Raw genomic sequence first — 23,371 nt, 5'->3', positions numbered from 1 at the left:
TAAAATAGATTAATTAATTAATGATTACGTTTAATAAAGTGAAGCTATTGGAGAAGATAAATTTATGGAAGTACATCAAAAAATAATAGCTATTGCTCAAAAACAATAGCTATTATTTAAAAATGATTAAATATTAAAAATATTCAGTTAAAACAATTAATAGACAGATAAAATAATATTAAGAGCAAAGTTAATTGTTACAGTAACTTTTAGTTATAACCACGCACAAATTCTTCAGTAACGATGTCATTAATCGGTGCTTCATGATTAGCTGCATTGTGCTTTTTAATATTACTACTATCTGAATTAGATTTACTTAATTGAAAAGATAAATGGTTAGTACAATCATTTAATAAAGGGGTTTTAAAAGTCGTATTTACACGTTTTTTATTCATAATATTCTGCTCCGTAATCAATTTTATTTATCGCTATTAACATATTTTATTATCTTAAACATTATCTCATGCGACTATTTAACAAAAGCATTTTTAATGCCAATATGATGTAAAACAGCCAATTTTTTTGATTCAAATTTAAGAATAATTTAATTCACTTTATAAATTAATCTATCAATAATTTCAATGAAAAATATTAAAATAAGCCCATGATTTTATAAAAGATATTAAAAATCAAATTTAATGACTTAATTGAGATTAATCTATTAAATTTATCGGCAAAAACGCTCAAAACTTGAAATAAATTAATAGTAAATTAAAGAGGCGAAAGAGAGATTAAGGTAAAGAAAAGTCACAAACAGTTCATTTTAAAATAATGGTTATGCGAAGGAATCTGTTTAATAAGGAAAAATGCTTAACATCTAAATTATTTAATGGCTTATTTTAAGTCGATAAACCAACAAAATAAATGATGATGTCAAACTTGAAGTAAAACTGACAATGATAAAGCCTAATACCGATTGTATTAATATGTATTCTAAATTTTAACCAGTAAAATAGATCAGCTAATTACTCCGATTGGTATAATTTATCCCTTCAGTTTTACAACCGTCATTAATCAATACTAACAATTCCATAGCTTGCTAGAATTCGATCTATTTCATGGTTATCTAACATTTTTTGTAACGATTGAGAAAACTCATCTTGGCGAGGTAATAAAGGTGATTTATTAGAAATAGCTAGGTAAACAGGTCGATGTGTTTTAAATATGTACTTTGCACGTGTGATTAAATCAGCTCTGTCACCCACATTAGCTGAGATATCGCCATTAATACAATTTAAGACAATGACATCAATTCTACCGCCTTCTAATAAACGAAATGAAGCATTGCCGGTAGTCGATTCAAATTTATTAAGGCTAGTATCATTATCAAAGCGATCGAAATAAGATACTTTTTTTACCGTTCCAATAGTCAAAGGTTTTAAATCTTCATATTGGTTAATACGAAGCGTTTTAGACTTTAAAGTATAAAAACAAATCCCTTGGGTGGTATAATAAGCCGGTTCGATAAAAGTCATGTATTCCTGACGCTCAGGGGTTTTATAGACCCCCGTCATAACATCACTTCCACCAATTTCCATATGTTTCAAGCAACGTTTCCAACCACATCCTTTGGTCACAAGATTAAGACCTAAATCATTTGCGACATGTTGCAAGATTTCTATTTCAATACCATTAAGCGTCCCATCTTCATGTATAACACGCCAAGGTGGCCAATTAGCATTTGCAGTGGTTAGCTCATCTGCTTTATTTAAGGTCGAAAATAAACACAGCACAATGAGAAAAATACGTGACATTAATACATTCCAAATTTGAATCGCAATATAATAAAGAATATACGCGTTACTGTGAAAGAGATAAAGTATACTAAAAGGATAAGCACTATTTATATCAAGATAACTTGAAGTCTATTCATCGTCATTTAAAAACAATAAACGTCTTTCTCCATATTGGATCCACTAAAAACTAATTTCTCATTAATATTATTTAATACAAATCAGAGACTGCTGGTCGGTTGCAGAATGAATATACCCTATCTTGTGTAGTACCACACCGGATTCAGTTGCTTTAGTTAGTAGCGTATCAATCGCACTTTGTTTTACTGAGATCAATAATCCACCTGAGGTTTGAGGATCACATAGAATTGTTTTCTGTAATTCACTCATCTCTGAAATTTTACCGCCATAGCTACTAAAATTTCGAGAAGAACCACCTGGAATTGCACCACGCTCAATATAATCCACAACCCCTTCTAACACAGGGACTGATGAAAATTCAATCGTTGCAGCTAAGTTAGCACCTTCACACACCTCAGACAAATGTCCAAGTAAACCAAAGCCAGTCACATCGGTCATTGCATGTACCCCTTCAATTTCGGCAACGCATAAACCAAAATCATTAAGTTGGCACATAGTATCTCGCGCTAAATTTTGATGTTCAGGTGCTAATTTTCCCTGTTTCTCAGCCGTAGTCAAAATACCTATCCCTATCGACTTCGATAGAAATAACACGTCGCCATCTTGCGCATGCGCATTTTGTTTAACCTTTTCGGTGTCAACGATACCTGTAACTGCCAATCCAAAAATAGGTTCCGGTGCATCAATACTATGTCCACCCGCTAACGAGATCCCAGCGGCATGACACACTACTCTACCACCATCAATCACTTTCGCTGCGACCTCGGCACTGAGTTTATTAATTGGCCAACCTAGAATGGCAATTGCCATAATCGGCTTACCGCCCATCGCATAAATATCACTAATCGCGTTTGTCGCAGCTATTCTGCCAAAATCAAATGGGTCATCAACAATAGGCATAAAAAAATCAGTTGTGCTAACAACACAATGACCATTACCTAAATTGTATACGGCAGCATCATCCTTGCTTTCATTACCCACTAATAAATTAGGATCGTTAAAGCTGGGCAAAGAGGTTTTTAAAATATCTTCTAATACTTTAGGTGAAATTTTACAACCGCAACCAGCACCATGGCTGTACTGGGTCAATCGAATAGGGGGAGTTAAATGCGCTTCTGACATGATAATTCATTCCTTAAAATCTGAACATTATTTATGTAATGAAATAATGTATGCGATTAATCCACTTTTAATTTAAGGATAATAATGAACCAAGATAAGAAAGATATCTACTATATTGTCAATAAAAGAACTTTTTTATATATAAGAATCGTAACTACTCAGCCCCTTTAAGATTTCATGAGTTTTTGTCATAAATAGAGTGTAAATGCTCAGGGATAAGCCATTTATGCTTAGTTCAAGGCGAAAAAGCGCAGTTTAGTGGTTTAAATGAGCATTTTTCAACGATGAAATAAGCTTAAAGGGCGACGGCCTGAGTAGTTACTAAGAATCAAGCTGATGAATAGGAGTAATATAAAATGCGGTATTAAATATATAACTAAATAAAATTACTCAATATACCCTTGAATTGGCGCAGTTAAGTTAGTTGTATCTTGACTATAATTACTCAACTCCTTTGCATAACCCGTAGACACTTCTACTTTTTCCTGTAATTTATTAGAAGAAATTTCGCGGTCATAGGCAGCTTGAGCTTCAGCTTTTTTAAGCTGATAGGCTTGCATCAATTGCGTTTTTTCATTCGCACTTGCTTTATCGAGCTGCAGATAAAAACAATATTTATCTTCAAAACTTGTATCCACAGGACCAACATCTTTAGAATAATCATGATTACTATCACAGGTTGTAGGAAGCGCTTCAACAACTTCACAGGGAGTTTGTTGGAAAACACTTTTTCCATCAACAACACATTGATAGACTTCAGAAAAAGCAAAAGGTGAAGCTAAAGCCACCACAATAATAAGAAGGTTGTTAGGAAATTTACTCATACGTTCTCCTTCCATTTAGAATAATTATAATGGGATCAAGCTCACAAATAGAGTGGTGTATTATTAATCAATTATAAAAAATAACAAGTTATTTATACGCTAAATCTACAAATCACCCACATTTAAAGTTCTTAATTAATACTAGACCATAACCGCATTACCAACAGTGACAGTGACATCAAAACTAGAATTAGCTATTCTGCACGCATTATTTAATGGAAAATATAAAATGACGCAAAATGTAATCACTAAAAACCAACTCATTACCCAATTAACTGCTTGGCATGAGAAAAAAATCTCCTCAGAAACACTTCAGGATTGGATGGTAACGCACTATGATCCACCAGAAGTTGAAATCGGCCAAGGAGAAACACAATGGGTTGAAGAAGCAATGAATATTATTATGAATGAATACGAGCTTGCCAAAATAGAAAAGTTTAAACCAGAAGGCTATCAATTCGCTATGGCGTTTTTAAACTGCGAAGAAGATAATTTTTTAGTCAGGAGACAGCAATTTATTCACGATAGTTTTTTAGATTAGTTTATTAAAAGATGCTCAAGCCCTAATATTAAAGCTTGAGCATTATCATTACTAATTAATCAGCTTTCTTTTCTAAATCCTTTAACATCTGACGCGTCACTAATGTGATCCCTTTTTTGGTCACCCTAAAACCATTTGCTATATCTTGCTCTCGATCGATACCAATACTTAATCCTGCGGGGACATGGCACTTACTATCAACAATAACGCGATATAATTTACACCCTTCTCCAATTTCACTGGCATGCATTAATACAGATTGTTCAATTTCACTGTAAGAATGCACATGTACACGTGAAAATAACAATGATTTACGAATAACCGAGCCTGAAATAATACATCCACCTGAAACAGTCGAATCGACAGCCATTCCTCGTCTTTCATCGTTATCGAAAATAAATTTAGCCGGTGGTAATTGTTCTTGGTACGTCCAAATAGGCCAATTTTTATCATATAAACTAAGTTGTGGTTTTGGCTCAACCAATTCCATATTAGCTTCCCAAAAGGAATCAATCGTACCTACATCACGCCAATAAGGCTGGTTATCGCTATTTGGCGCTCTAAAGGAATAGGCATATACGTTATTTTTTTCGATAATAGAAGGAATAATATCATTGCCGAAATCATGGCTGGAAGCATCGCTGAAATTATCTTTTTCTAATTGCTCAAACAAAAACTCACTGGTAAATACATAATTCCCCATCGAAGCTAAGCAAAGCCCTTCTTTACCCGGTATTTCATTAGGTTGTTCAGGCTTTTCATTAAATGCAATAACACGCTTTTCTGTATCGGCTGTCATAACACCAAAGGCCCCCGCTGCTTCTTCAACGGGCACTTCCAAACAACAAACCGTCATATCTGCCTTGGTTTCAACATGTTGAGCCAGTAATAACCCATAATCCATCTTGTAAACATGATCACCCGATAACACTAAAACATACTTAGGATTCTCTGTTCGGATAATATCAAGATTTTGATAAACCGCATCGGCTGTTCCAACATACCAATCTTCACCGCTACGTTGAGATGCAGGCAATATTTCAACATATTCCGAAGAATCAGCTTTAAAATGCCCCCAACCACGGTTGATATGACGAATTAACGAATGAGATTTATATTGTGTTGCCACGCCGATACGGCGAATACCTGAATTAATACAATTGGAGAGTGGGAAATCAATAATACGGAATTTACCGCCGAAATACACAGCTGGTTTTGCGCGCCAATCGGTTAATTCAAACAATCGACTACCACGACCACCCGCTAAAATTAATGCATACGTATTTTTTGTTATATTACTAATGAATCGATCTTTATTTTGCACCATAAGCCGCTCCTAGCGTAAGAAGAATTAACAGGAAAGTAATTTATTGACGTTTTATAAATTAAAAACTGAACCAAAAACAAAAGAGATAACCGATAAAATCGCGGATAAATAATGTTTATATTCTTAATTTATAATCTTATTTTTATTATTTAGGTAACCTATATTTATCAGTATTAAAGGACCATTACAATGGCATTTAGGCTGTTTTAACCGATATGAAAACAGATTGGGAACAACTTCACAAAAGCACTTTTATTTCAATAAATTAAATGAGTAAACCATCACATCGTGATGATTTTTTGTACTTCCATATCTCATTTTACAGAAACGACCTATTACCCAAAAAACACTACTTTATAACGACTAAGTAGAATCACAACACTATCCCCATTACTATTCAAGATCCATTTTTACACCTTGAATGTAATGGGGATATAGAGATTCTGACTGACTATCCAAAAACCTACACACTCACAAACAACATAGGGTTAATAAACCTACCTGTCTATTGACCCTTTCTCATATTAACTCTCGTTGAGCTTAGCTAACATTCCTCTTGTAACAAGCGTAATCCCCTTCTCCGTAACACGAAAACCATTAGCAATATCTTGTTCTTTATCGTAGCCAATGGTTAATCCCTCGGGCACTTTACATTCACTATCAATAATAACGCGACGTAATTTACAATATTCGCCAATATCACACCCCCTCATTAGCACGGATTGTTCAATAAGGCTGTGTGAATGCGTGTGTACATTTGAAAATAATAATGATTTTCGAATAGTTGACCCAGAAACGATACAGCCACCTGAAACAGTACAGTCAAGCGCAGTTCCACGTCGCTCATCATTATCAAAAATAAACTTAGCGGGCGATAATTGCTCTTGGTAAGTCCAAATGGGCCAATCTTTATCGTATAAATTGAGTTGAGGTTGTGGTTCCACTAACTCCATATTGGCTTCCCAAAAGGAATCAAGTGTACCCACATCACGCCAGTAGGGCTGACTGCCATTGTCAGGGTCTCTGAATGAATAGGAATAAACATTATTTCCTTGAATTATTGAAGGAATAATATCGTGGCCAAAATCATGACTTGAAGCTGATTTACAGCAATCTTTCTCCAACTGCTCAAACAAAAACTCACTGGTAAAGACATAGTTCCCCATTGATGCTAAGCAAATCCCAGGTTTACCAGGTAATTCATTGGGCACGGCTGGCTTTTCATGAAAATCAATCACCTTATGGTTAGTGTCAACGGTCATAACACCAAAAGCACCGGCCGCTTCTTCCGTTGGTACTTCTAAACAACACACCGTCATATCAGCCCCCTTTTCCACGTGCTGTGCGATTAATAAACCATAATCCATCCGATAAATATGATCGCCAGATAAAATCAACACATATTTCGGTGCCTCCGAGCGAATAATATCTAAATTTTGATAAACCGCATCGGCAGTGCCGACATACCAGTCTTCACTATTACGTTGCGAAGCCGGCAATACATCAACAAATTCAGATCCGTCTGCTTTTGCATCACCCCACCCTCGATTAAGATGGCGAATTAAAGAATAGGATTTATATTGCGTCGCAACACCAATGCGCCTTACGCCTGAATTAATACAATTTGATAATGGAAAATCAATAATTCTAAATTTACCACCGAAATATACAGCGGGTTTAGCTCGCCAATCCGTTAACTCATGCAGTCGACTCCCTCGTCCACCTGCTAATATAAGCGCATAGGTCTCTTTCGTTATATTACTTATAAATCTGTCTCTATTATTTGACATAAACACATCTCTTTAAAGTTAAAAATAAAGCCGATTCAGTTTTCTGTTTATAACGACAATGATTCCGAATAAAAACACGGAAATGGCGCATTACAAACGAAAATCATGCTATTTATTGCATCGGCACTTCATTATTATTTGTTTATAAATTGGTCAAAAATATATAGTGTTAACTTAATATCATAACGTTATTATTTATGGTTTTATTAAGTTGCAATCCCCCTTTCATCAAAAGGTCTTAAACGGTTCAAACTTAACATTAAATTTGAACAAAAACCCCTCCCTTATAGAAAGCGTAGCACAAGAATATTCATATTATTTTTATATATAAATAAATTACGCTTAATCCTAAAATAAAACAATACGCAAATAACTAAAACTAATGGTAATATGTTGTTCTAATGAGGAGACCCAATGAACAATAAAGTGACCCACCTTGCTCAGAAATTAATGACATTTATTGATGAAAGTCCAGTATCTTATTTTGCAGTCAATACTATCGTCGAAACTCTCAAAGAAAACGGATACCAAGCCTTAAATGAAAGCCAACAATGGCAATTAGAACTTGGTCAAAAATATTACTTAACACGTAATGACAGTGCCGTTATTGCATTTCAATTAGGTAATAAAGTACCTTGGGAAAGCGGTTTTAATATCGTCGGAGCGCATACCGATAGTCCAAATTTAAAGCTTAAAAATGAATCGTTAAAAAATGTAGCGGGTTGCTTAAAAGTCAATGTAGAAGCTTACGGTGGTCTAATACATAGCACTTGGTTGGACCGTGATCTATCGTTAGCAGGTAGAGTGGCAATTAATACTGACAAGGGAGTAGAAAGTCGCTTAATTGATTTCAAACGCCCCATTGGCTCTATCCCTAATTTAGCGATTCATTTAAATAGAGATGTTAATGCAGGTTTTGAATACAGTAAGCAACAACACCTTGCCGTCGTACTTTATGGAGATCACACTGAAGTTAATGAAAAAACATTCTTAAAAGAATTAATCGCAACGGAATTAGGTATTGATGCATCATTAATATTAGAAATGGATCTGTCTTTTTACGATACCCAAAAAGGGGCATTAATTGGATTAGACAAAAATATTATTAGCACCGCTAGATTAGATAATCTTGCGATGTGTCATTGCATTCAAGAAGCCATTATTCACCCAGACAAACCCGAACAAACGAATATTGGGGCTTTCTTTGATAATGAAGAAGTTGGTAGTACCACCACCATGGGGGCCGACTCTAATTATCTCAACGCATTGCTTGATAGAATTATCTTTTCACTGGGTGGTAATTTAGAAGATGGATTAAGAGCACGACATTTAAGCTTTTTAATCAGTGCCGATGGCGCACATGGCCAACACCCAAATTTCACAGACAAACATGATCCTTCATATCGTCCTTTATTAAATAAAGGGCCAGTAATTAAATATAATGCAAATTTCCGATATGCAACCACAGCAACAACGGCAGCACGATTTATTAACCTGTGTAATAAGGTCAATGCGCCCTATCAAAAAATGGCAAACCATTCAGATCTCCCCTGTGGCAGTACAATCGGTCCAGTGTCGTCAGCATCATTAGGCATTGAAGCCGTCGATGTGGGGAATCCCATGCTAGCGATGCACAGTATTCGTGAATCACAAGGCAGTCTCGATCATTTCCATATGGTGAATGTGATTACTGAATTCTATAAATAACCTCACCTACGACTGCACTAACCTCAATAACAGATAACTAAATTATCCCCATTGAGGTTAATAATACAGAGAAAGAATGGCTAATTTTAAAACCCATATTAATACTGCAATCATCGGTAGCGGATTGGCATCTGCGGCACTTTTATCTACAAATCATATTGGTTTCAACCACGCCATTTGGTTGTGGTTTTTAGGTACCATTGGTGGCCTATTACCAGATATAGATTCCGATAACTCGACATCCTTAGACACTATATTTGGTATTTTAACCTTATCGACCGTACTCATTAGTGTCCGCTTTATTAGTCACGCAATATTTCAAGAACCTCGATTTATCGAGCTGATTGCGACAGCGATAACAGTTTATGGCATGATGAGACTAATCGTGCGTCCTTTATTTGAGCATATAACGGTACATCGTGGCAGCTGCCATTCAATTTTATTTTTAGTCTTAAGTGGTTTAATAACAACACAATTAACATTAAGGTTATCGGGTACAGACACGCAACAAGTGCACTTTATAGCTTGGCTTTCTGGCGGGTTTATTTTTATGGGCGGAATGATCCATCTCTTACTCGATGAAATTTGCAGTGTAGATTTACAAAACGTAACAATAAAACGTTCCTTTGGTACTGCAATTAAACTTGCTGATTTTAGCAATAAAGGTATTACTTTATTAATGATTATGGCCGTATCAGTACTTATTTATATTTCACCTGCTACGGAATATACGCTCAAAACATTATCTAACTGGACAGCATTTACACTGTAAAGAAAAGAGGCGTTGTTGTTATACCCATTCCGCTAATTATCTCCCCATTTATACCCGTTACCAATCAAGATGCGTTTATCAGTCACTAGCTCGGATACCAGGGCAAGGCGTAACATGATGACCTTTCGAGCGATTAACTGCGTTAATCCTCTATCGGTAGATGTAAAAACAAGACTTTACATCTTTAATGGCTAGTCCTTATCGAATGTTATAACGCAGTATTGCCATGGTTTATAAGAAACGAGCTAGTGACCCGGAGGGCAAGACGAGAGGCAAACATCTTCGTTGTTATAAAGTCTCGATTTAACCCGTTAGATCTTCACCTTTATGCCTAGAATCTGCTCACCTCTCGTCTTGCTGATTTCTGCATCTTGAATGGTAACGGGTATATACTTATTAAAATGAATGCTAGTTTCATTATTGATTTGGTAATGACAACAAATAGTTACTTCAATCAATGCCTAGAGCTTTCATCCATTTTTCATACGTCTAAATAGCACATTTAATTAACGAAATTGGTATTGTTTTCATCGCCTTTTTATAAAGTTCATGATTACGATTAGCATCACTACTTAAGGGGTTTCAATAACTGTTTAATCACACTCAATAAGCTGAAGTAAATAATCATTAATGCGAGTAATGGCAATGCAATCCATAACATCGGATGCACACTCGGCGTTAATGAAAATCCCCATTTCAATAACGCATAAACAATCCCCTCGGCTCCGATTGCGGCAACTAAACCTGCCGTCACGGCAATAACACCGTACTCACTCCATAATGTTTGGCTAATTCTTTTTTTGCTTGCGCCAAGCGTACGATAAAGCGTTATTTCATCTTGTCGTTGCTTTAAACTTAAACGTAATAAAGTGAAAATAAGTAGCACACCACTTAATACACCAAGCCCCGCTAACACCGTTAATGACCATGTTATTTGCGCAAGTAACGTCTGAATTTTCCCCGCCATGGTGCGAAAATCTAATAAGCTAACCGTTGGATAATCTCGCGCTAATTGATTAATTAAAGTATTTTGTTGCTCATTAACTTTAAAACTAACCAACCAAGTTGCAGGAAGATTCGCAATAATATCCGGGGTAAAGATGAAATAGAAATTCGGTTTCATCGTTTGCCATTCGACTTCACGTAATGAGTTCACGATCGCAGAAAAAGCCTCGCCATTAACATTAAAATCAAGTTTGTCACCAATGTTAATTGTCAATTCTTCCGCGAGTTCTCGTTCAACAGAAACACCATTTTGCGCCGACCACTGTCCAGCAGTAACTACATTATCTACGGGTAAACTATCTGCCCAAGTAAAATTAATTTCACGTCGAAGAATATCCGGACTTTCATTATTTGCCTCGGCCACCTCATTAACAGCAACCTCGTTAATATCGGTTAATCGTCCACGCACAATTGGATACGCTTCAGAACGTAAAACCTGATTATTATCGAGCACATTTAAATAACCAACCTGCTGTTCCGGTGCGATATTAAGTGCAAAAGCATTGGGTGCATCAGGTGGAAGTGTTTTTTGCCAATCCCCCAACATTTCACTGCGAACGAGCCAGATAACCGCAATCAACATTAACGATCCCGATAATGCTGCTAGTTGAATAATACTATTACGTGGTGATCGTTTGATGCGACTTAATGCCAGCACCATCGCAGGTCCCCATTTTACTTTACTGAGCAGATTTAACAGGCCGTAACCTAATCCAGCAAGTACAGCAAACAGAATCACAAGGCCAATACACACAATCCAAACCTGTGGCGTATTACCATAGAAGGCAATAAATGCAACGATAGGTAATGCTATTAACCATCTACTGTTACTTTTCCCCTGTGGTGCCGTTTGTGGTTGAAGCACAGAAATAGCAGGTGTACGCAATAAATTAATGAGAGGAATACCCAGTGCAGGCAAACCGATCAATACCGCCACTGACAGTGCGAAAATAAAAGGTTGCCAACCGTAACTTGGTAGCGCTTTTGGTAAAATATCCGATAAAGGCAAACGCAATAAAAATTCTAATCCTAACCCAAGCAAAGAACCAATGGTAAAAGCACAGACCAAAATAATGCTTACTTGCGAAAGCAACCATTTACGCAACCACAAGCGGCTTGCGCCCATGCTTTTTAACATTGCAACACTTTTCCCACGACTCGTCGCATAGTGTCGACAGGTCAGCACTAAAGTGATCGATGCCATTAATAACACCATCATAATGGTCAACGACAAATACTGCTTTGCTTTATTAAATAACTTTCCCGTACGACTTTCGTTTTGGTCACTTAACCAAGACTCATCGGATTGTAGTTCATGATCCGTTTGTAATTGTGCCAAATTATCATCATTGCCATTAAAGAAGGTTCTGTAACGAACCCGACTCCCAGCTTGCACCGCCCCACTTTTATCAAGATCGGACTCATGAATAAACACATTAGGTCGAGTGCGAAAAGGGTTAAAGGAAACTTCAGGTTGCACAGCAATTTTTCCCGAAACGATCAATTCTGCATCGCCAATCGCAACTTGGTCACCGGCTTTTACATTTAATAATGAAAACAACCGTTCATCAAGCCACAGTTCCCCCTGTTTAACTTGCGAATGAACTTCTCCCGCTTGATCGATAAGGGCTAATTCCCCTCGTAATGGATACGCTTTATCAACGGCTTTTACGCTGACTAACTGTAAATCCGTATCACTAAATGCCATCGTAGCGAAACTAGTTTGCTGAGAGATGGTGAGATTAAGTTTATTGGCATCGTCGAGTAAAGGTGTTGTTGGCGGATTAGCAGAACGGAAAACTAAATCGGCAGCGATTAATGTCCGACTTTGATCCGTCATCACTTTTTCGACACGTATTGCCAAGGCAGATAACGCAATCACACAGGCAATAATAAGCGTTAGCGCAGCTAAAACAGGCCAAAGCTGCCCCGACCAAATCTCTCGCCAACTCCATCGCAGCAACATTTTATTGCCAGAGTATTTATTATTCATATTGATTGAACCTCTTCTAAACGGCCTGCTTTAATGGTTAACACGCGAGAACATTTCTTAGCCAACACCGGGTCATGAGTCACAAGAATCAATGTAGTCCCATTGTCTTTATTGAGAGAAAACAGCAAATCAATGACATTTTCAGCTGTATGCTGATCAAGGTTTCCGGTTGGTTCATCGGCAAAGAGGATTTCAGGCTCTGTCATAAATGCACGTGCCAATGCAACTCGTTGTTGCTCGCCACCAGAAAGCTGAGACGGTAAATGCGTGGCACGTTCGGCTAATCCAACCGACGCTAATAATTGCTTGGCTTTTTCTATATCTTCACCTTCCCCACGTAAAATAGCGGGTAATGTTACATTCTCTAGTGCAGTCAGAGAGGGAATTAATAGAAAACTTTGAAAAACGAAACCAGTAGATTGGCTACGAATTAAAGCACGTTGATCATCGTCCAACTGTGATAATGGTTGGCCAAGCAATTCAATTTCGCCATGGCTAGGTACATCTAAACCAGCTAATAACGTCATTAGGGTTGATTTACCAGCACCAGATGTGCCAATAATAGCAATTGTCTCTCCACTAAAGATTGAAAATGAGATATCTTCTAAAATAGATAATGTAGTTCCATTGGAAACAACGGACTTAGCAACCGAACTGACTTTTATAATAGGTTTTAACATGATAAAAATATTTTCCTTTTTCTTCGTCTTTATATTTTCGACTTCCGTTAATAGTGCAACACTACTTATTCTCGGAGACAGTTTAAGTGCAGGTTACAAAATGGATGTAACGCAAAGTTGGCCATACTTATTGAATGAAACAATTGTAAAAAAACAGCAAAATAGAAACCAAATAATTAATACTAGTATTTCCGGTGATACAAGTGGAAATGGGTTAGCTAGGTTACCCAATTTATTAAGACAACATAAACCAGATCTAGTTCTTATTGAATTAGGTGCAAATGATGGTCTACGAGGCTTTAACCCTTCTATCATTTCAACAAACATTGAAAAAATGATAAAACTTATCCAAGCCGAAGGGGCAAAAACATTACTGATGCAGATTAATGTACCGACTAATTATGGAAAAAGATACTCACAACTTTTTAGTGGAATATACCCTAAGTTAAGCGAGAAATATGATATTCCACTGTTGCCTTTCTTTTTAGTCAATATCTTTACTGAAAATCCTGAATGGATTATGGACGATGGATTACACCCAAAACCAATCGCACAGCCTTGGATTTCAGGGTTTATGGAAAAACAATTAACGTCTTATTTAAATTAATTAATACCTTAATCAATGTTCGGTTTAACGCCCTGGACATTGATTAACTAGCCAGCATGGATAAACTTTGAAACTGCGTCAGGAATACCGGCTCTTTGTAATTGCGCCATTTCCCCCGAACTAATAATTTCCCCATGGTCAACAAATAAGTAATGTGTCGCAGCATTAAGTGCATCTGATAAATGATGAGTAACCATCATGACGGTCATATTCTGTTGCTTCGCTAACGATTTTACGATGTTAAGCATTTCTTCTCGCAAGACCGGATCTAATGCAGAAAAAGGTTCATCTAAGAGTAGCAAAGGATTATTTTGAACAAAACAACGTGCCAGTGCGACGCGTTGCTTTTGACCACCAGATAACTCACCAGGAAGTCGCGAAAGCAGTTTTTTTATACCAACTTGCTCACACACTTCGACGATCTTTTGTTGCTGTTCCTTGTTTAATTTCAGCCCAGGATTCAATCCTAGACCGATATTATCGTGGACACTTAAATGATCAAAAAGATTACGTTCTTGAAATAACATAGACAATGGTCGGAGGTAAGGTTCGGTATTAAGCATGGAATTTCCAGCAATGATAATATCGCCATTTTTAGGTTCAATAAAACCAGCAACTAAATTAAGTAATGTACTTTTGCCAGCCCCACTTCCGCCTAACACGGCAACAATATCACCTTGATTAATGGCCACATTAAAATGAAACGCTTCTTCTTCATAGTCATAAATCACATCATCAAATTTGAGCATATATATTACTTATCGTTATTTTTTAGCATTAGTTTTTCCATCATTGCAAACATACCAACACTAAATATTAATAGAAACAATGAAACAACAGCCGCAGACTCCATTTGATAACTGCCTAAAAGCTGAAATAAATACAGCGGCAACGTTTTAAAATCTTGGCTACCAAATAAAGCAATGGCACTTAAATCACCAATGGATAATACAAAGCTAATTGCATAAGCATGAATAATTGGTTTTTTAATCGCTTTCCATTCAATCAGATAAAAACGCGAAGGACCCGACATACCTAAACTGCTTGCTAATAAATTATATTGCTGAGCAATATGCAACATAGGTTGTGCTAATGTTTTAATCACATAGGGCAAAGCCATTAATGCATTAACGACAATAACAATCACTAATGCCAGATCAAAAATATTCGTCCAATTTCGTAGTAACAAAAAAATACCAGTGCTAATCACAATACCCGGTGTAACCAATATAATTGTGCCAATCAGCTCTAATTTATCTGCACGAAAACGCAATCCGAGTAAACGCCAGCGACGACTGCTTATTAAAATGAGCATACCAGCGGCAAGGGCAATAAACGCAGCAAAGGTAGCAACAACAAATGAATTCCCAAGGGCAGACCAAAAATGCCAACCTGTCACTACATCGATAAATTGAGTATTAATGCCACTGAAAATTACCATCAATAAAGGAGGAATAACAAATAAAGTCACCAGAGTTATCCAACTAACATCCCACAGCAAAGCGCGTTTACTATCTGCAAATAATGGTAATTTGTCTTGCCGTTCTTCACTGGTCACCGCAATCACCTTCGAAAAACTTTGTATATATAAGACTAACCCTGCACAAAGAAACATTTGCCAGAGAGCTAATAATGCCCCCGATTGTAAATCAAAATCGAATTTAATGGCCTGATAAATAGCCAACTCAATCGTCGTTGATTTAGGGCCGCCCCCCAATGCCATGACCGTGGCAAAGCTTGTAAAACAAAGCATAAACACTAACCCGCAAACATGCGGTAATTGTTGACGTATAACAGGCCACTCGATTAATTTAAATTTATTCCAGTGATATATACCAAGGTGAGCAGATAATTTATGATGTTCAGTCGGAATCGATTGTAATGATTGTAAAAATAACCGCGCAGCAAAGGGTAAATTAAAAAATACATGAGCCAATAGAATGCCATTTAACCCATAAATTGAAAAAGGCAGTTGTTTATCAAAATAATTAAAAATATCCGAAATCACCCCACTGTTACCATAGATTGCAAGTAAACCAAAAATGCCAACTAACACTGGCAGCACAAGGGTCGTTGCAAATAGCTTCAATAGCATTTTTTTAGCAAAGAAATGACGGCGAGATAAGGCATGCGCAACGGGAATGGCCAAGACAACACTTAACAATGTTGATATAAACGACTGATAAAAACTAAATAACGTAATATGCCGGTAATAAGTGTCAGACCAAAGCGCCGTCGGATTAAAACTAGACGAATGTGATAATAACCCCACTAGCGAAGCAGCAACAAACACAAAAATAAACCCGGCAGTAATAATACCGGGTATAAAATGACGCGATCTATGCATTAATTAATATCACACTTACTCAATTGACCCATTCAACCATTCTTTTATCCATGCTTTATTATGGTTAGCGACTTCGTTATCAGGGAAATAATAAGATTTGCTTGGTTTGGATAATTGCTTAAACCCATCGGGTAAATCAACATCAATGACCGGATACATCCAATTACTCGTTGGAATAATCGATTGAAACTCTTTGCTGATAATAAATTGCATAAATTGATCAGCAAGAACGGGATGATGACTACTTTTTACTTTAGCAGCAACTTCGACCTGTTCATAATTACCTTCTGAAAAACTAGCCGCTGCATACTGTGTATTTTCTTCTGCAATAATATGATATGCCGGTGATGTGGTATAAGAAAGTACCATATCAGCTTCCCCTTCTAGGAACATATTATAAGCTTCAGACCAACCTTTCGTTACCGTCACTGTTTTTTTGGTTAGCATTGACCAAGCATCCTGCGCTTTATCGCCATATACCCATTTCATCCACAACATTAGCCCTTGGCCCGGTGTAGAGGTGCGTGGATCTTGGTAGATAACTTTAATATCATTACGCTCTTCCACCAGTTCCTTTAAACTTTTTGGTGGATTTGCCAATTTTTCTTTATTATAAACAAAGGCAAAATAACCATAATCAAAAGGAATAAAGGTTTTATCTTCCCAACCACCGGGTAAAGTGATATTGGTCATATCGACTTTATGTTCAGCTAATAGTCCCGTATTTTTTGCTACGCTCATACTATTATTATCAAGCCCAAGTATCACATCCGCTTTACTATTTTCACCTTCAAGACGAAGACGATTTAAAATAGAAACCCCATCATCAAGGGCAACAAATTCAAGCTCACAGTCACATTGAGATTCAAATGCAGCTTTAACTTTAGGACCGGGGCCCCAATCGGACGCGAAGGAATCGTACGTATAAACAACTAATTTATCAGCCAAAGCCGGCATTGAAATAAGGGTTGATACAGCAACAACAGAAAGGATTTTTTTCACTATGCACTCCATATATAGTCTGGACATGAGCATAGAAAGTGGCTATCAATAAAGGTCAAAGATTAGCTCAATTCCTACGCCAGTATTATCTGGTTCAGGTCGACGGGTAAGTTTTACAAACAATCTCAGCCTAAAAAATAAGCACCCCGTTGAGAATTATTATTATACACAAAAGGTTGAGTTAAATAATACTTATTTACGCTTTCTAGCGACTACTGATAATTAAGACATCAATAGACCGTATATCTATCAACAAACAGATGAGTTAAGGATCGAATTGATAGACGCTGATTTTTTCAGTAATAATTATAAAATATATACCCGTTACCAATCAAGATGCGTTTATCAGTCACTAGCTCGGATACCAAGGCAAGGCGTAACATGATGGCAATGGCTAGCCCTTATCGAATGTTATAACGCAGTATTGGTGTTCGAGCTAGTGACCCGCAGGGCAAGATGAGAGGCAAACATCTTCGTTGTTATAAAGTCTCGATTTAACCCGTTAGATCTTCACCTTTATGCCTAGAATCTGCTCACCTCTCATCTTGCTGATTTCTGCATCTTGAATGGTAACGGGTATAGATATCAAATATATTTAAAATATGTGAGCTATACTCTTTTTACACTATTTGAATTTCCATACTGCATAAAGAATTAAACACGGAAGGAATAATAATTATGCCCCCGACGCATTCGAATATTCACCAACAGCCAATATATCCATCGATCAAAAAGTTACGAAATCGCTATAAAACAGCATTATCTCTCATCGCCATTCTTATTATTTTATCGCAAATTGTTATGCAGTCGCTATTATCTAATTTAGTTCATGATTCCGATACAATAAACCTTGCTGGCAGACAGCGCATGTTAAGCCAGAAAATCACTAAATTAAGTTATTATATTTTATCAACCTCCTCGTTTGAGCAAACAAATCGCTATCGCAGTGAACTAAAAAAAACCACTGCATTATGGCAAACATCACATGATGGATTGATTAATGGCAATAAAGCACTCAATTTACGCGCTAAAAATAGCACCGAAATAAAAGCTTTATTTGCTCAAATAGAGTCTCACTTTCAAACCATGCTTAACATAACGAAAATCGTACTCACAACCGATGAAAAACAACATCTACAAAATACGATTGCAAGATTACCGTTCTCCGAAAATGCTTTCTTAACGGGAATGGACAAAATAGTATTTCAATATGCAAAAGAAGCGAATGATAAAGTTTTAATCGCGAAATGGACTGAAATAACACTGTCTGTTATTGCCTTAATCGTTCTCTTATTAGAATTACTTTTTATTTTTACCCCCACTGCAACAAAATTACAGAAAAGTTTAGAAAAGTTAAATCAACATAAAAAAGATTTACAAAACCTATTTGCAGCCAGTCCAATTGCAATGTTATTAGTCGATCCTGAAGATTGCAGCATATTGCAATTAAACAAAAAAGCATCTGCATTAATTGGTGAGCCATTTGATGATAACGGTAAAAAAGCGGTATTAGATGACTACCTTGACGCTAATTTTGAAAGTAATAATCTGTTTATTAATAAACTTAAACAAGGCGTCAGTCTCAATGAATATGAAATGGTATTTTTAACCGCACAAGGACAAATGCATGAGTCTTTAATTTCCGTTCGTAATATTTCTTTTAAAGGAAAGTCGACTGCCGTTATTGGCATTACCAATATTAATGAACTCAAAAAAGCACAGCAAGAGCTGCTGCATTACGCTTCCTATGATGATATGTCAGGATTATTAAATCGTCGGACAGGCATCATTTTTCTGAGTAAAGTAATGCAGCAAGTAGATCGGCAACATAATTCAATGTGTATTTGTTATATCGATTTAGATGGTCTAAAGGAAGTTAATGATCAGTATGGTCATGCTGAAGGTGATTGGTTAATTCAAACATTATCACAAACATTAATTAATATTATTCGAACTAGTGATGCGGGAGTACGACTCGGTGGCGATGAATTTTTAGTTATTTTAAATGATTGTACACTTGATAATTCTAAACATTTCATCACACGAATAGAAAGTGAAATTATAAAAGTGAATACTTACCATAATAAACCATTTTCACTGCGATTTAGTTATGGAATTACATCCTATAATGCCGACAGAAAAATAACACCCGATGAACTTATTTCTGAGTCCGATAGTTTAATGTATCAATCAAAACAAAAGAAAAAGATTACAATATTCGATTAATCGCATAAACTTTTACACTTAAGAATTTTATTACGTTAGGAAATAATATGTATAAACTTGTTGCATTAGATATGGATGGCACACTACTCAATAGCGAAAAGCAATTAACACCTCGCGTTCGTGCTGCAATATCAGCCGCAAAAAAACAGGGAGTAAAAGTTGTATTAGCATCGGGACGCCCTTACGAAGGCATGATTTCAACAATAAAAGAACTCGAATTGGATGGTATTGAAGATTACGCACTGCCTTACAATGCATCATTAATACTAAAAGTCGCCTGTGGAACCATTGTTTCTCGTGCCATTTTAACTGGGCAAGATGCAATCAATCTTTATCAAATATCAAAACAACTACAGGTCAATATTCTCGCTTATTCAACGTCACGCGGATTAATTACGCCCCGTAAAAATAAATATACCGATTACGAAGCCGAGCTAAATGGTATCACCTCGTCTGAATTTGATTTCGACCAATTAACCGAAAATGAAGATATTATAAAAGTAATGTTAGTCGATGAACCTGAATTATTAACGGAGGCGATAAAGAAATTATCAAAAACTTTGCACAACGACTACTCAATTGCACGCAGCTTGCCTTGTTTTTACGAATTTACCAATAAAAACAGCAATAAAGGTAAAGGAATGGAAGCATTAACCGCCCACCTTGGATTAACACCCGAACAAATTATTTGTGTCGGTGATGCTGGAAATGATCTAGAAATGATCCAATTTGCAGGATTAGGTGTAGCCATGGAAAATGCTTTAGATGAAGTAAAGGCACACGCAAACTACATCACTAAAAGTAATGATCAAGATGGCGTTGCCCATGTTTTTGAAAAATATATTTTAAATTAATCATATCCGTTGTTTTTAACCTCAGTTCTAGATAATGAGAGCGAAATAAAACCAAGTATCAATCACTTAAAAATATCATCTAGTACTGTATCGTTTAGCTTATCCAAAATTGAGGTTATTTAATGCATGATCTAAACTTTACACCGGCAAAATGGTTTGGTTGATACGAAAGTTAATGTAAATATTGCTTCCTTAAAATAACGTTCAATAAAGAAATAGCTCCGCTAGTTATTACGATTGGTTTTAACATCAACCTTTAAAAATGTTCAACTTAATAAATCCAGTTGGACATTTTCTTCCCCGTTAGTTTTTTCTAAACTCATTAAAAATTGTTCACTGTCTCGGTATATAATTTGTTTCTTATCTTCAGAAAATCGATCATAGGTCCTATACATCATGGCTAAACGATGATTTCCCTTTAATTGGTCACGATGACGAGCGAGGAAGTCCCAATATAAATAATTAAACGGACAAGCCTCTTCCCCTTCTTTTTTTGATACTTTATATTGGCAGCCTTTGCAATAATCGGACATTTTATTAATATACGCACCGCCTGCCGCATAGGGTTTGCTGGCCAAAACGCCCCCATCAGCAAATAGAATCATGCCAGATACATTAGGCAGTTCGACCCATTCATAGGCATCCGCATAAACCAATAAAAACCAATCGTTAACCTGTTTTGGTTCTATCCCGGCAAGCAAAGCAAAATTCCCCAATACCATTAAGCGTTGAATATGATGCGCATAGGCATTATTTTGCGTTTCAGATACACACTGATGTAGACAATTCATTTTGGTATTCGCCGTCCAATAAAAGTCGGGCAAATTACGTTTAGCTTGGAAATAGTTTTCTGTTTTGTACTCCGGCATTTTAAGCCAATAAATACCACGAACATATTCTCGCCAACCAACAATTTGGCGAATAAACCCTTCCACGGCATTTAAAGGTGCTTTGCCATTGTAATATGCGTTCTCTGCTGCGCGTACGCATTCTAAAGGCAACAACAACCCACAATTGATATAGAAGCTAATATGAGAATGATACATCCAAGGCTCGCCCTGTAACATTGCATCCTGATAATCACCAAAACAATCGAGACGTTCCTCTATAAACTGCTTAAGCACCTGTAATGCCTGTTCGCGTGTGACTGCAAAATAAAAAGGATCAATATCACCAAAATGATCTGAAAAACGTTCTGCAACTAAGGATTTGACCTCAAACGTAATTGAATCGGGTTTATTAATATATGCAGGCGGAATAACTAAATTTCCCCTTGGGCTTTTGCGATTATCAGCATCAAAATTCCACTTTCCACCGACGGGTTGATCCCCATCCATCAAAATATAATATTTTTTACGCATCTCACGGTAAAAATATTCCATTCTCATTTGTTTACGCTGACTCGCCCATTCAGAAAATTCATCGGAATTACAAAGAAATCGATTATCTGGTCGGATATCCACCGGTAAACCAACTTCGGCCTCCCATTGTTTTATATCTTCGAGTACACGATATTCGCCTGGCGAGGTAACAACAATGCGATCTATTTTAAAACGTGTAACTGCCCGTTTAACTTCACCAGTAAAGGAGCCCGTATTGTTAGGATCATCGAGTTTAATGTAACAAGTATTGTAACCAGCTTTACATAGGGCCTCAGAGAAATGGCGCATCGCTGAGAATATAAATGCAATTTTCTTTTTATGGTGACGTACATAGGTTGCTTCATCCCAGACTTCACACATCAAAACAACATCTTGAGCTAAATCACAATCTTCAAGACTTGAAACAGACAGCGTTAGCTGATCACCAAGTATCAATCGTAACGTACGCATAATCTCTCCTTTAAATACAATTCACGCTTCGATCCGTTGCCCATCCCAAGCAAAACACTGACCACTTTGTGTAGGCGCAATATGATTAATCACCTTTAATAAGCTTTGAGCAGAAAAATCCGCCGTAAATAATTTCCCTTCGGGCACATGTCGTTGGAACGGCAATGATAAAGGGCTATCTACCGTGCCGGGGTGTAATCCAATAATCACTGATTCTTTATGCTTTCTACGTATTTCTATTGCGCTATTTTTGATAATCATATTAAGCGCCGCCTTTGATGCACGATAGGCATACCAACCGCCTAATTTATTATCAGTTATACTACCAACACGCGCTGATAGAAGCGCAAATACAGCTGGCCGATTTAAATTGAGTAAAGGAGAAAAATGTTTAATTAGAAGTGCTGGAAGAATAGTATTCGCTTCAAATAATAATCGAAAATTTTGCGCTGAAAGGTCATGTAACGATTTCTCAGGCATCAACTCACCGTCGTGTAATATCCCCGTTGTCACAATAATAAGATCCAATGGCCCTGTCTCAATCGTTTTCTTAGCAGCATTTTCTATGGATGATTCATCTTGATAATTAATCTCATGGTATAGAACATTCCGCAACGCTGTTTTATCTCGGTTAATGGTGTCATTGCGTGAAAATGCATAAAGAGTAGCGCTAGGATAGGACGATGAGAGTAAATTAACAAATGCTCGTCCAATAGCGCCAGAAGCACCAATAACAGCGATATTTTGATACATGATTATCTCCTTTGATTATTCCAATCACTACGAATAAAAGGCAAAAGAAGATCAGTAAAATAGAAGGAATATGGATTTTAAAAGAAAGAATAAAAAAAGGTTTGATTCATACAAA

General features: G+C 36.6%; 19 protein-coding genes and 1 riboswitch. Of the genes, 6 read left to right on the top strand and 13 right to left on the bottom strand.

Features of this window, described 5'->3' with window-relative positions:
• Nucleotides 1-209 precede the first annotated feature (209 nt).
• The 4 genes from ACR30L_RS08715 to ACR30L_RS08700 all read right to left on the bottom strand — a co-directional run bounded on the left by ACR30L_RS08715 (nt 210) and on the right by ACR30L_RS08700 (nt 3,820).
• Entirely contained in the window at nt 210-395 is a 186-nt protein-coding gene (locus ACR30L_RS08715; protein WP_435237627.1) for a hypothetical protein, read from the bottom strand.
• Between the two features lie 615 nt (nt 396-1,010).
• Complete coding sequence (locus ACR30L_RS08710; protein ID WP_435237626.1) at nt 1,011-1,754, bottom strand: substrate-binding periplasmic protein; 744 nt, start codon at nt 1,752-1,754, stop codon at nt 1,011-1,013.
• A 186-nt stretch (nt 1,755-1,940) separates the two neighbouring features.
• Nucleotides 1,941-2,996 (bottom strand): selenide, water dikinase SelD, encoded by a 1,056-nt coding sequence (selD, locus tag ACR30L_RS08705; protein ID WP_435237625.1) that lies wholly within the window; start codon nt 2,994-2,996, stop codon nt 1,941-1,943.
• Nucleotides 2,997-3,382: 386 nt separating this feature from the next.
• Complete coding sequence (locus tag ACR30L_RS08700; protein ID WP_435237624.1) at nt 3,383-3,820, bottom strand: hypothetical protein; 438 nt, start codon at nt 3,818-3,820, stop codon at nt 3,383-3,385.
• A 229-nt stretch (nt 3,821-4,049) separates the two neighbouring features.
• On the opposite strand from ACR30L_RS08700, the gene ACR30L_RS08695 reads away from it, so the two are divergent.
• Complete coding sequence (locus ACR30L_RS08695) at nt 4,050-4,361, top strand: hypothetical protein (protein ID WP_435237623.1); 312 nt, start codon at nt 4,050-4,052, stop codon at nt 4,359-4,361.
• Nucleotides 4,362-4,416: 55 nt separating this feature from the next.
• Here ACR30L_RS08695 and glgC (ACR30L_RS08690) read toward each other — a convergent pair whose 3' ends face one another.
• Together glgC (ACR30L_RS08690) and glgC (ACR30L_RS08685) are read right to left on the bottom strand one after the other, a co-directional pair.
• The gene (gene glgC / locus ACR30L_RS08690) at nt 4,417-5,688 is read right to left on the bottom strand and encodes a glucose-1-phosphate adenylyltransferase (RefSeq protein ID WP_435237622.1); all 1,272 of its coding nucleotides are present in this window, start codon (nt 5,686-5,688) and stop codon (nt 4,417-4,419) included.
• A 524-nt stretch (nt 5,689-6,212) separates the two neighbouring features.
• Nucleotides 6,213-7,478, bottom strand: a complete 1,266-nt coding sequence (glgC, locus tag ACR30L_RS08685; protein ID WP_435237621.1) for a glucose-1-phosphate adenylyltransferase — start codon at nt 7,476-7,478, stop codon at nt 6,213-6,215.
• A 414-nt stretch (nt 7,479-7,892) separates the two neighbouring features.
• Here glgC (ACR30L_RS08685) and ACR30L_RS08680 point away from each other — a divergent pair, with 414 nt between their 5' ends.
• Nucleotides 7,893-9,185, top strand: coding sequence for a M18 family aminopeptidase (locus ACR30L_RS08680; protein ID WP_435237620.1), 1,293 nt, complete (start codon nt 7,893-7,895; stop codon nt 9,183-9,185).
• A 76-nt stretch (nt 9,186-9,261) separates the two neighbouring features.
• Nucleotides 9,262-9,957, top strand: a complete 696-nt coding sequence (locus ACR30L_RS08675) for a metal-dependent hydrolase (protein ID WP_435237619.1) — start codon at nt 9,262-9,264, stop codon at nt 9,955-9,957.
• 568 nt (nt 9,958-10,525) lie between these two features.
• On the opposite strand, the gene ACR30L_RS08670 is transcribed toward ACR30L_RS08675, so the two are convergent.
• Together ACR30L_RS08670 and ACR30L_RS08665 are read right to left on the bottom strand one after the other, a co-directional pair.
• Nucleotides 10,526-12,955: an ABC transporter permease gene (locus ACR30L_RS08670; RefSeq protein ID WP_435237618.1), complete on the bottom strand. Its 2,430-nt coding sequence runs from the start codon at nt 12,953-12,955 to the stop codon at nt 10,526-10,528.
• Nucleotides 12,952-13,635, bottom strand: coding sequence for an ABC transporter ATP-binding protein (locus tag ACR30L_RS08665; protein ID WP_435237617.1), 684 nt, complete (start codon nt 13,633-13,635; stop codon nt 12,952-12,954). The genes ACR30L_RS08670 and ACR30L_RS08665 overlap by 4 nt, the downstream gene beginning before the upstream one ends.
• Here ACR30L_RS08665 and ACR30L_RS08660 point away from each other — a divergent pair.
• On the top strand, nt 13,634-14,242 hold the full coding sequence (locus ACR30L_RS08660; protein WP_435237616.1) for a GDSL-type esterase/lipase family protein: 609 nt from the start codon (nt 13,634-13,636) through the stop codon (nt 14,240-14,242). The genes ACR30L_RS08665 and ACR30L_RS08660 overlap by 2 nt on opposite strands.
• Nucleotides 14,243-14,289: 47 nt before the next feature.
• On the opposite strand, the gene thiQ is transcribed toward ACR30L_RS08660, so the two are convergent.
• The 3 genes from thiQ to thiB are packed head-to-tail and all read right to left on the bottom strand — an operon-like array spanning nt 14,290 to nt 17,591.
• A complete protein-coding gene (gene thiQ / locus ACR30L_RS08655) occupies nt 14,290-14,991 on the bottom strand; it encodes a thiamine ABC transporter ATP-binding protein (RefSeq protein ID WP_435237615.1) in 702 nt (233 codons plus the stop codon).
• A 5-nt stretch (nt 14,992-14,996) separates the two neighbouring features.
• Complete coding sequence (thiP, locus tag ACR30L_RS08650) at nt 14,997-16,589, bottom strand: thiamine/thiamine pyrophosphate ABC transporter permease ThiP (protein ID WP_435237614.1); 1,593 nt, start codon at nt 16,587-16,589, stop codon at nt 14,997-14,999.
• Between the two features lie 15 nt (nt 16,590-16,604).
• On the bottom strand, nt 16,605-17,591 hold the full coding sequence (gene thiB, locus ACR30L_RS08645) for a thiamine ABC transporter substrate binding subunit (protein WP_435237613.1): 987 nt from the start codon (nt 17,589-17,591) through the stop codon (nt 16,605-16,607).
• Between the two features lie 54 nt (nt 17,592-17,645).
• A riboswitch (TPP riboswitch) is annotated at nt 17,646-17,750 on the bottom strand.
• A gap of 519 nt (nt 17,751-18,269) precedes the next feature.
• Here thiB and ACR30L_RS08640 point away from each other — a divergent pair.
• Together ACR30L_RS08640 and ACR30L_RS08635 are read left to right on the top strand one after the other, a co-directional pair.
• Entirely contained in the window at nt 18,270-19,817 is a 1,548-nt protein-coding gene (locus ACR30L_RS08640) for a diguanylate cyclase domain-containing protein (protein ID WP_435237612.1), read from the top strand.
• A 47-nt stretch (nt 19,818-19,864) separates the two neighbouring features.
• Entirely contained in the window at nt 19,865-20,671 is an 807-nt protein-coding gene (locus tag ACR30L_RS08635) for a Cof-type HAD-IIB family hydrolase (RefSeq protein WP_435237611.1), read from the top strand.
• Between the two features lie 266 nt (nt 20,672-20,937).
• Here ACR30L_RS08635 and ACR30L_RS08630 read toward each other — a convergent pair whose 3' ends face one another.
• Nucleotides 20,938-22,503: a cryptochrome/photolyase family protein gene (locus ACR30L_RS08630; protein WP_435237610.1), complete on the bottom strand. Its 1,566-nt coding sequence runs from the start codon at nt 22,501-22,503 to the stop codon at nt 20,938-20,940.
• 21 nt (nt 22,504-22,524) lie between these two features.
• Nucleotides 22,525-23,256 carry an SDR family NAD(P)-dependent oxidoreductase gene (locus ACR30L_RS08625; protein ID WP_435237609.1) on the bottom strand — a complete coding sequence of 244 codons (732 nt, stop codon included), beginning with the start codon at nt 23,254-23,256 and terminating at the stop codon, nt 22,525-22,527.
• Between the last annotated feature and the right edge of the window lie 115 nt (nt 23,257-23,371).

The sequence above is a fragment of the Psychromonas saccharinae genome, from assembly GCF_051201515.1.
GTDB lineage: Bacteria > Pseudomonadota > Gammaproteobacteria > Enterobacterales > Psychromonadaceae > Psychromonas.
The sequence above is the reverse complement of the archived record's forward strand: the minus strand, read 5'-3'. Positions and strand labels throughout refer to the sequence as shown.

What these genes read in the sequence shown, in the direction of transcription:
- ACR30L_RS08695 (WP_435237623.1), top strand. Translation starts at nt 4,050, where the DNA reads ATGACGCAAAATGTAATCACTAAAAACCAACTCATTACCCAATTAACT.
- glgC (WP_435237621.1), bottom strand. Translation starts at nt 7,478, where the DNA reads ATGTCAAATAATAGAGACAGATTTATAAGTAATATAACGAAAGAGACC.
- glgC (WP_435237622.1), bottom strand. Translation starts at nt 5,688, where the DNA reads ATGGTGCAAAATAAAGATCGATTCATTAGTAATATAACAAAAAATACG.
- ACR30L_RS08700 (WP_435237624.1), bottom strand. Translation starts at nt 3,820, where the DNA reads ATGAGTAAATTTCCTAACAACCTTCTTATTATTGTGGTGGCTTTAGCT.
- ACR30L_RS08630 (WP_435237610.1), bottom strand. Translation starts at nt 22,503, where the DNA reads ATGCGTACGTTACGATTGATACTTGGTGATCAGCTAACGCTGTCTGTT.
- ACR30L_RS08660 (WP_435237616.1), top strand. Translation starts at nt 13,634, where the DNA reads ATGATAAAAATATTTTCCTTTTTCTTCGTCTTTATATTTTCGACTTCC.
- ACR30L_RS08665 (WP_435237617.1), bottom strand. Translation starts at nt 13,635, where the DNA reads ATGTTAAAACCTATTATAAAAGTCAGTTCGGTTGCTAAGTCCGTTGTT.
- selD (WP_435237625.1), bottom strand. Translation starts at nt 2,996, where the DNA reads ATGTCAGAAGCGCATTTAACTCCCCCTATTCGATTGACCCAGTACAGC.
- ACR30L_RS08635 (WP_435237611.1), top strand. Translation starts at nt 19,865, where the DNA reads ATGTATAAACTTGTTGCATTAGATATGGATGGCACACTACTCAATAGC.
- ACR30L_RS08715 (WP_435237627.1), bottom strand. Translation starts at nt 395, where the DNA reads ATGAATAAAAAACGTGTAAATACGACTTTTAAAACCCCTTTATTAAAT.
- ACR30L_RS08710 (WP_435237626.1), bottom strand. Translation starts at nt 1,754, where the DNA reads ATGTCACGTATTTTTCTCATTGTGCTGTGTTTATTTTCGACCTTAAAT.
- ACR30L_RS08675 (WP_435237619.1), top strand. Translation starts at nt 9,262, where the DNA reads ATGGCTAATTTTAAAACCCATATTAATACTGCAATCATCGGTAGCGGA.
- ACR30L_RS08680 (WP_435237620.1), top strand. Translation starts at nt 7,893, where the DNA reads ATGAACAATAAAGTGACCCACCTTGCTCAGAAATTAATGACATTTATT.
- ACR30L_RS08640 (WP_435237612.1), top strand. Translation starts at nt 18,270, where the DNA reads ATGCCCCCGACGCATTCGAATATTCACCAACAGCCAATATATCCATCG.
- thiP (WP_435237614.1), bottom strand. Translation starts at nt 16,589, where the DNA reads ATGCATAGATCGCGTCATTTTATACCCGGTATTATTACTGCCGGGTTT.
- ACR30L_RS08625 (WP_435237609.1), bottom strand. Translation starts at nt 23,256, where the DNA reads ATGTATCAAAATATCGCTGTTATTGGTGCTTCTGGCGCTATTGGACGA.
- ACR30L_RS08670 (WP_435237618.1), bottom strand. Translation starts at nt 12,955, where the DNA reads ATGAATAATAAATACTCTGGCAATAAAATGTTGCTGCGATGGAGTTGG.
- thiQ (WP_435237615.1), bottom strand. Translation starts at nt 14,991, where the DNA reads ATGCTCAAATTTGATGATGTGATTTATGACTATGAAGAAGAAGCGTTT.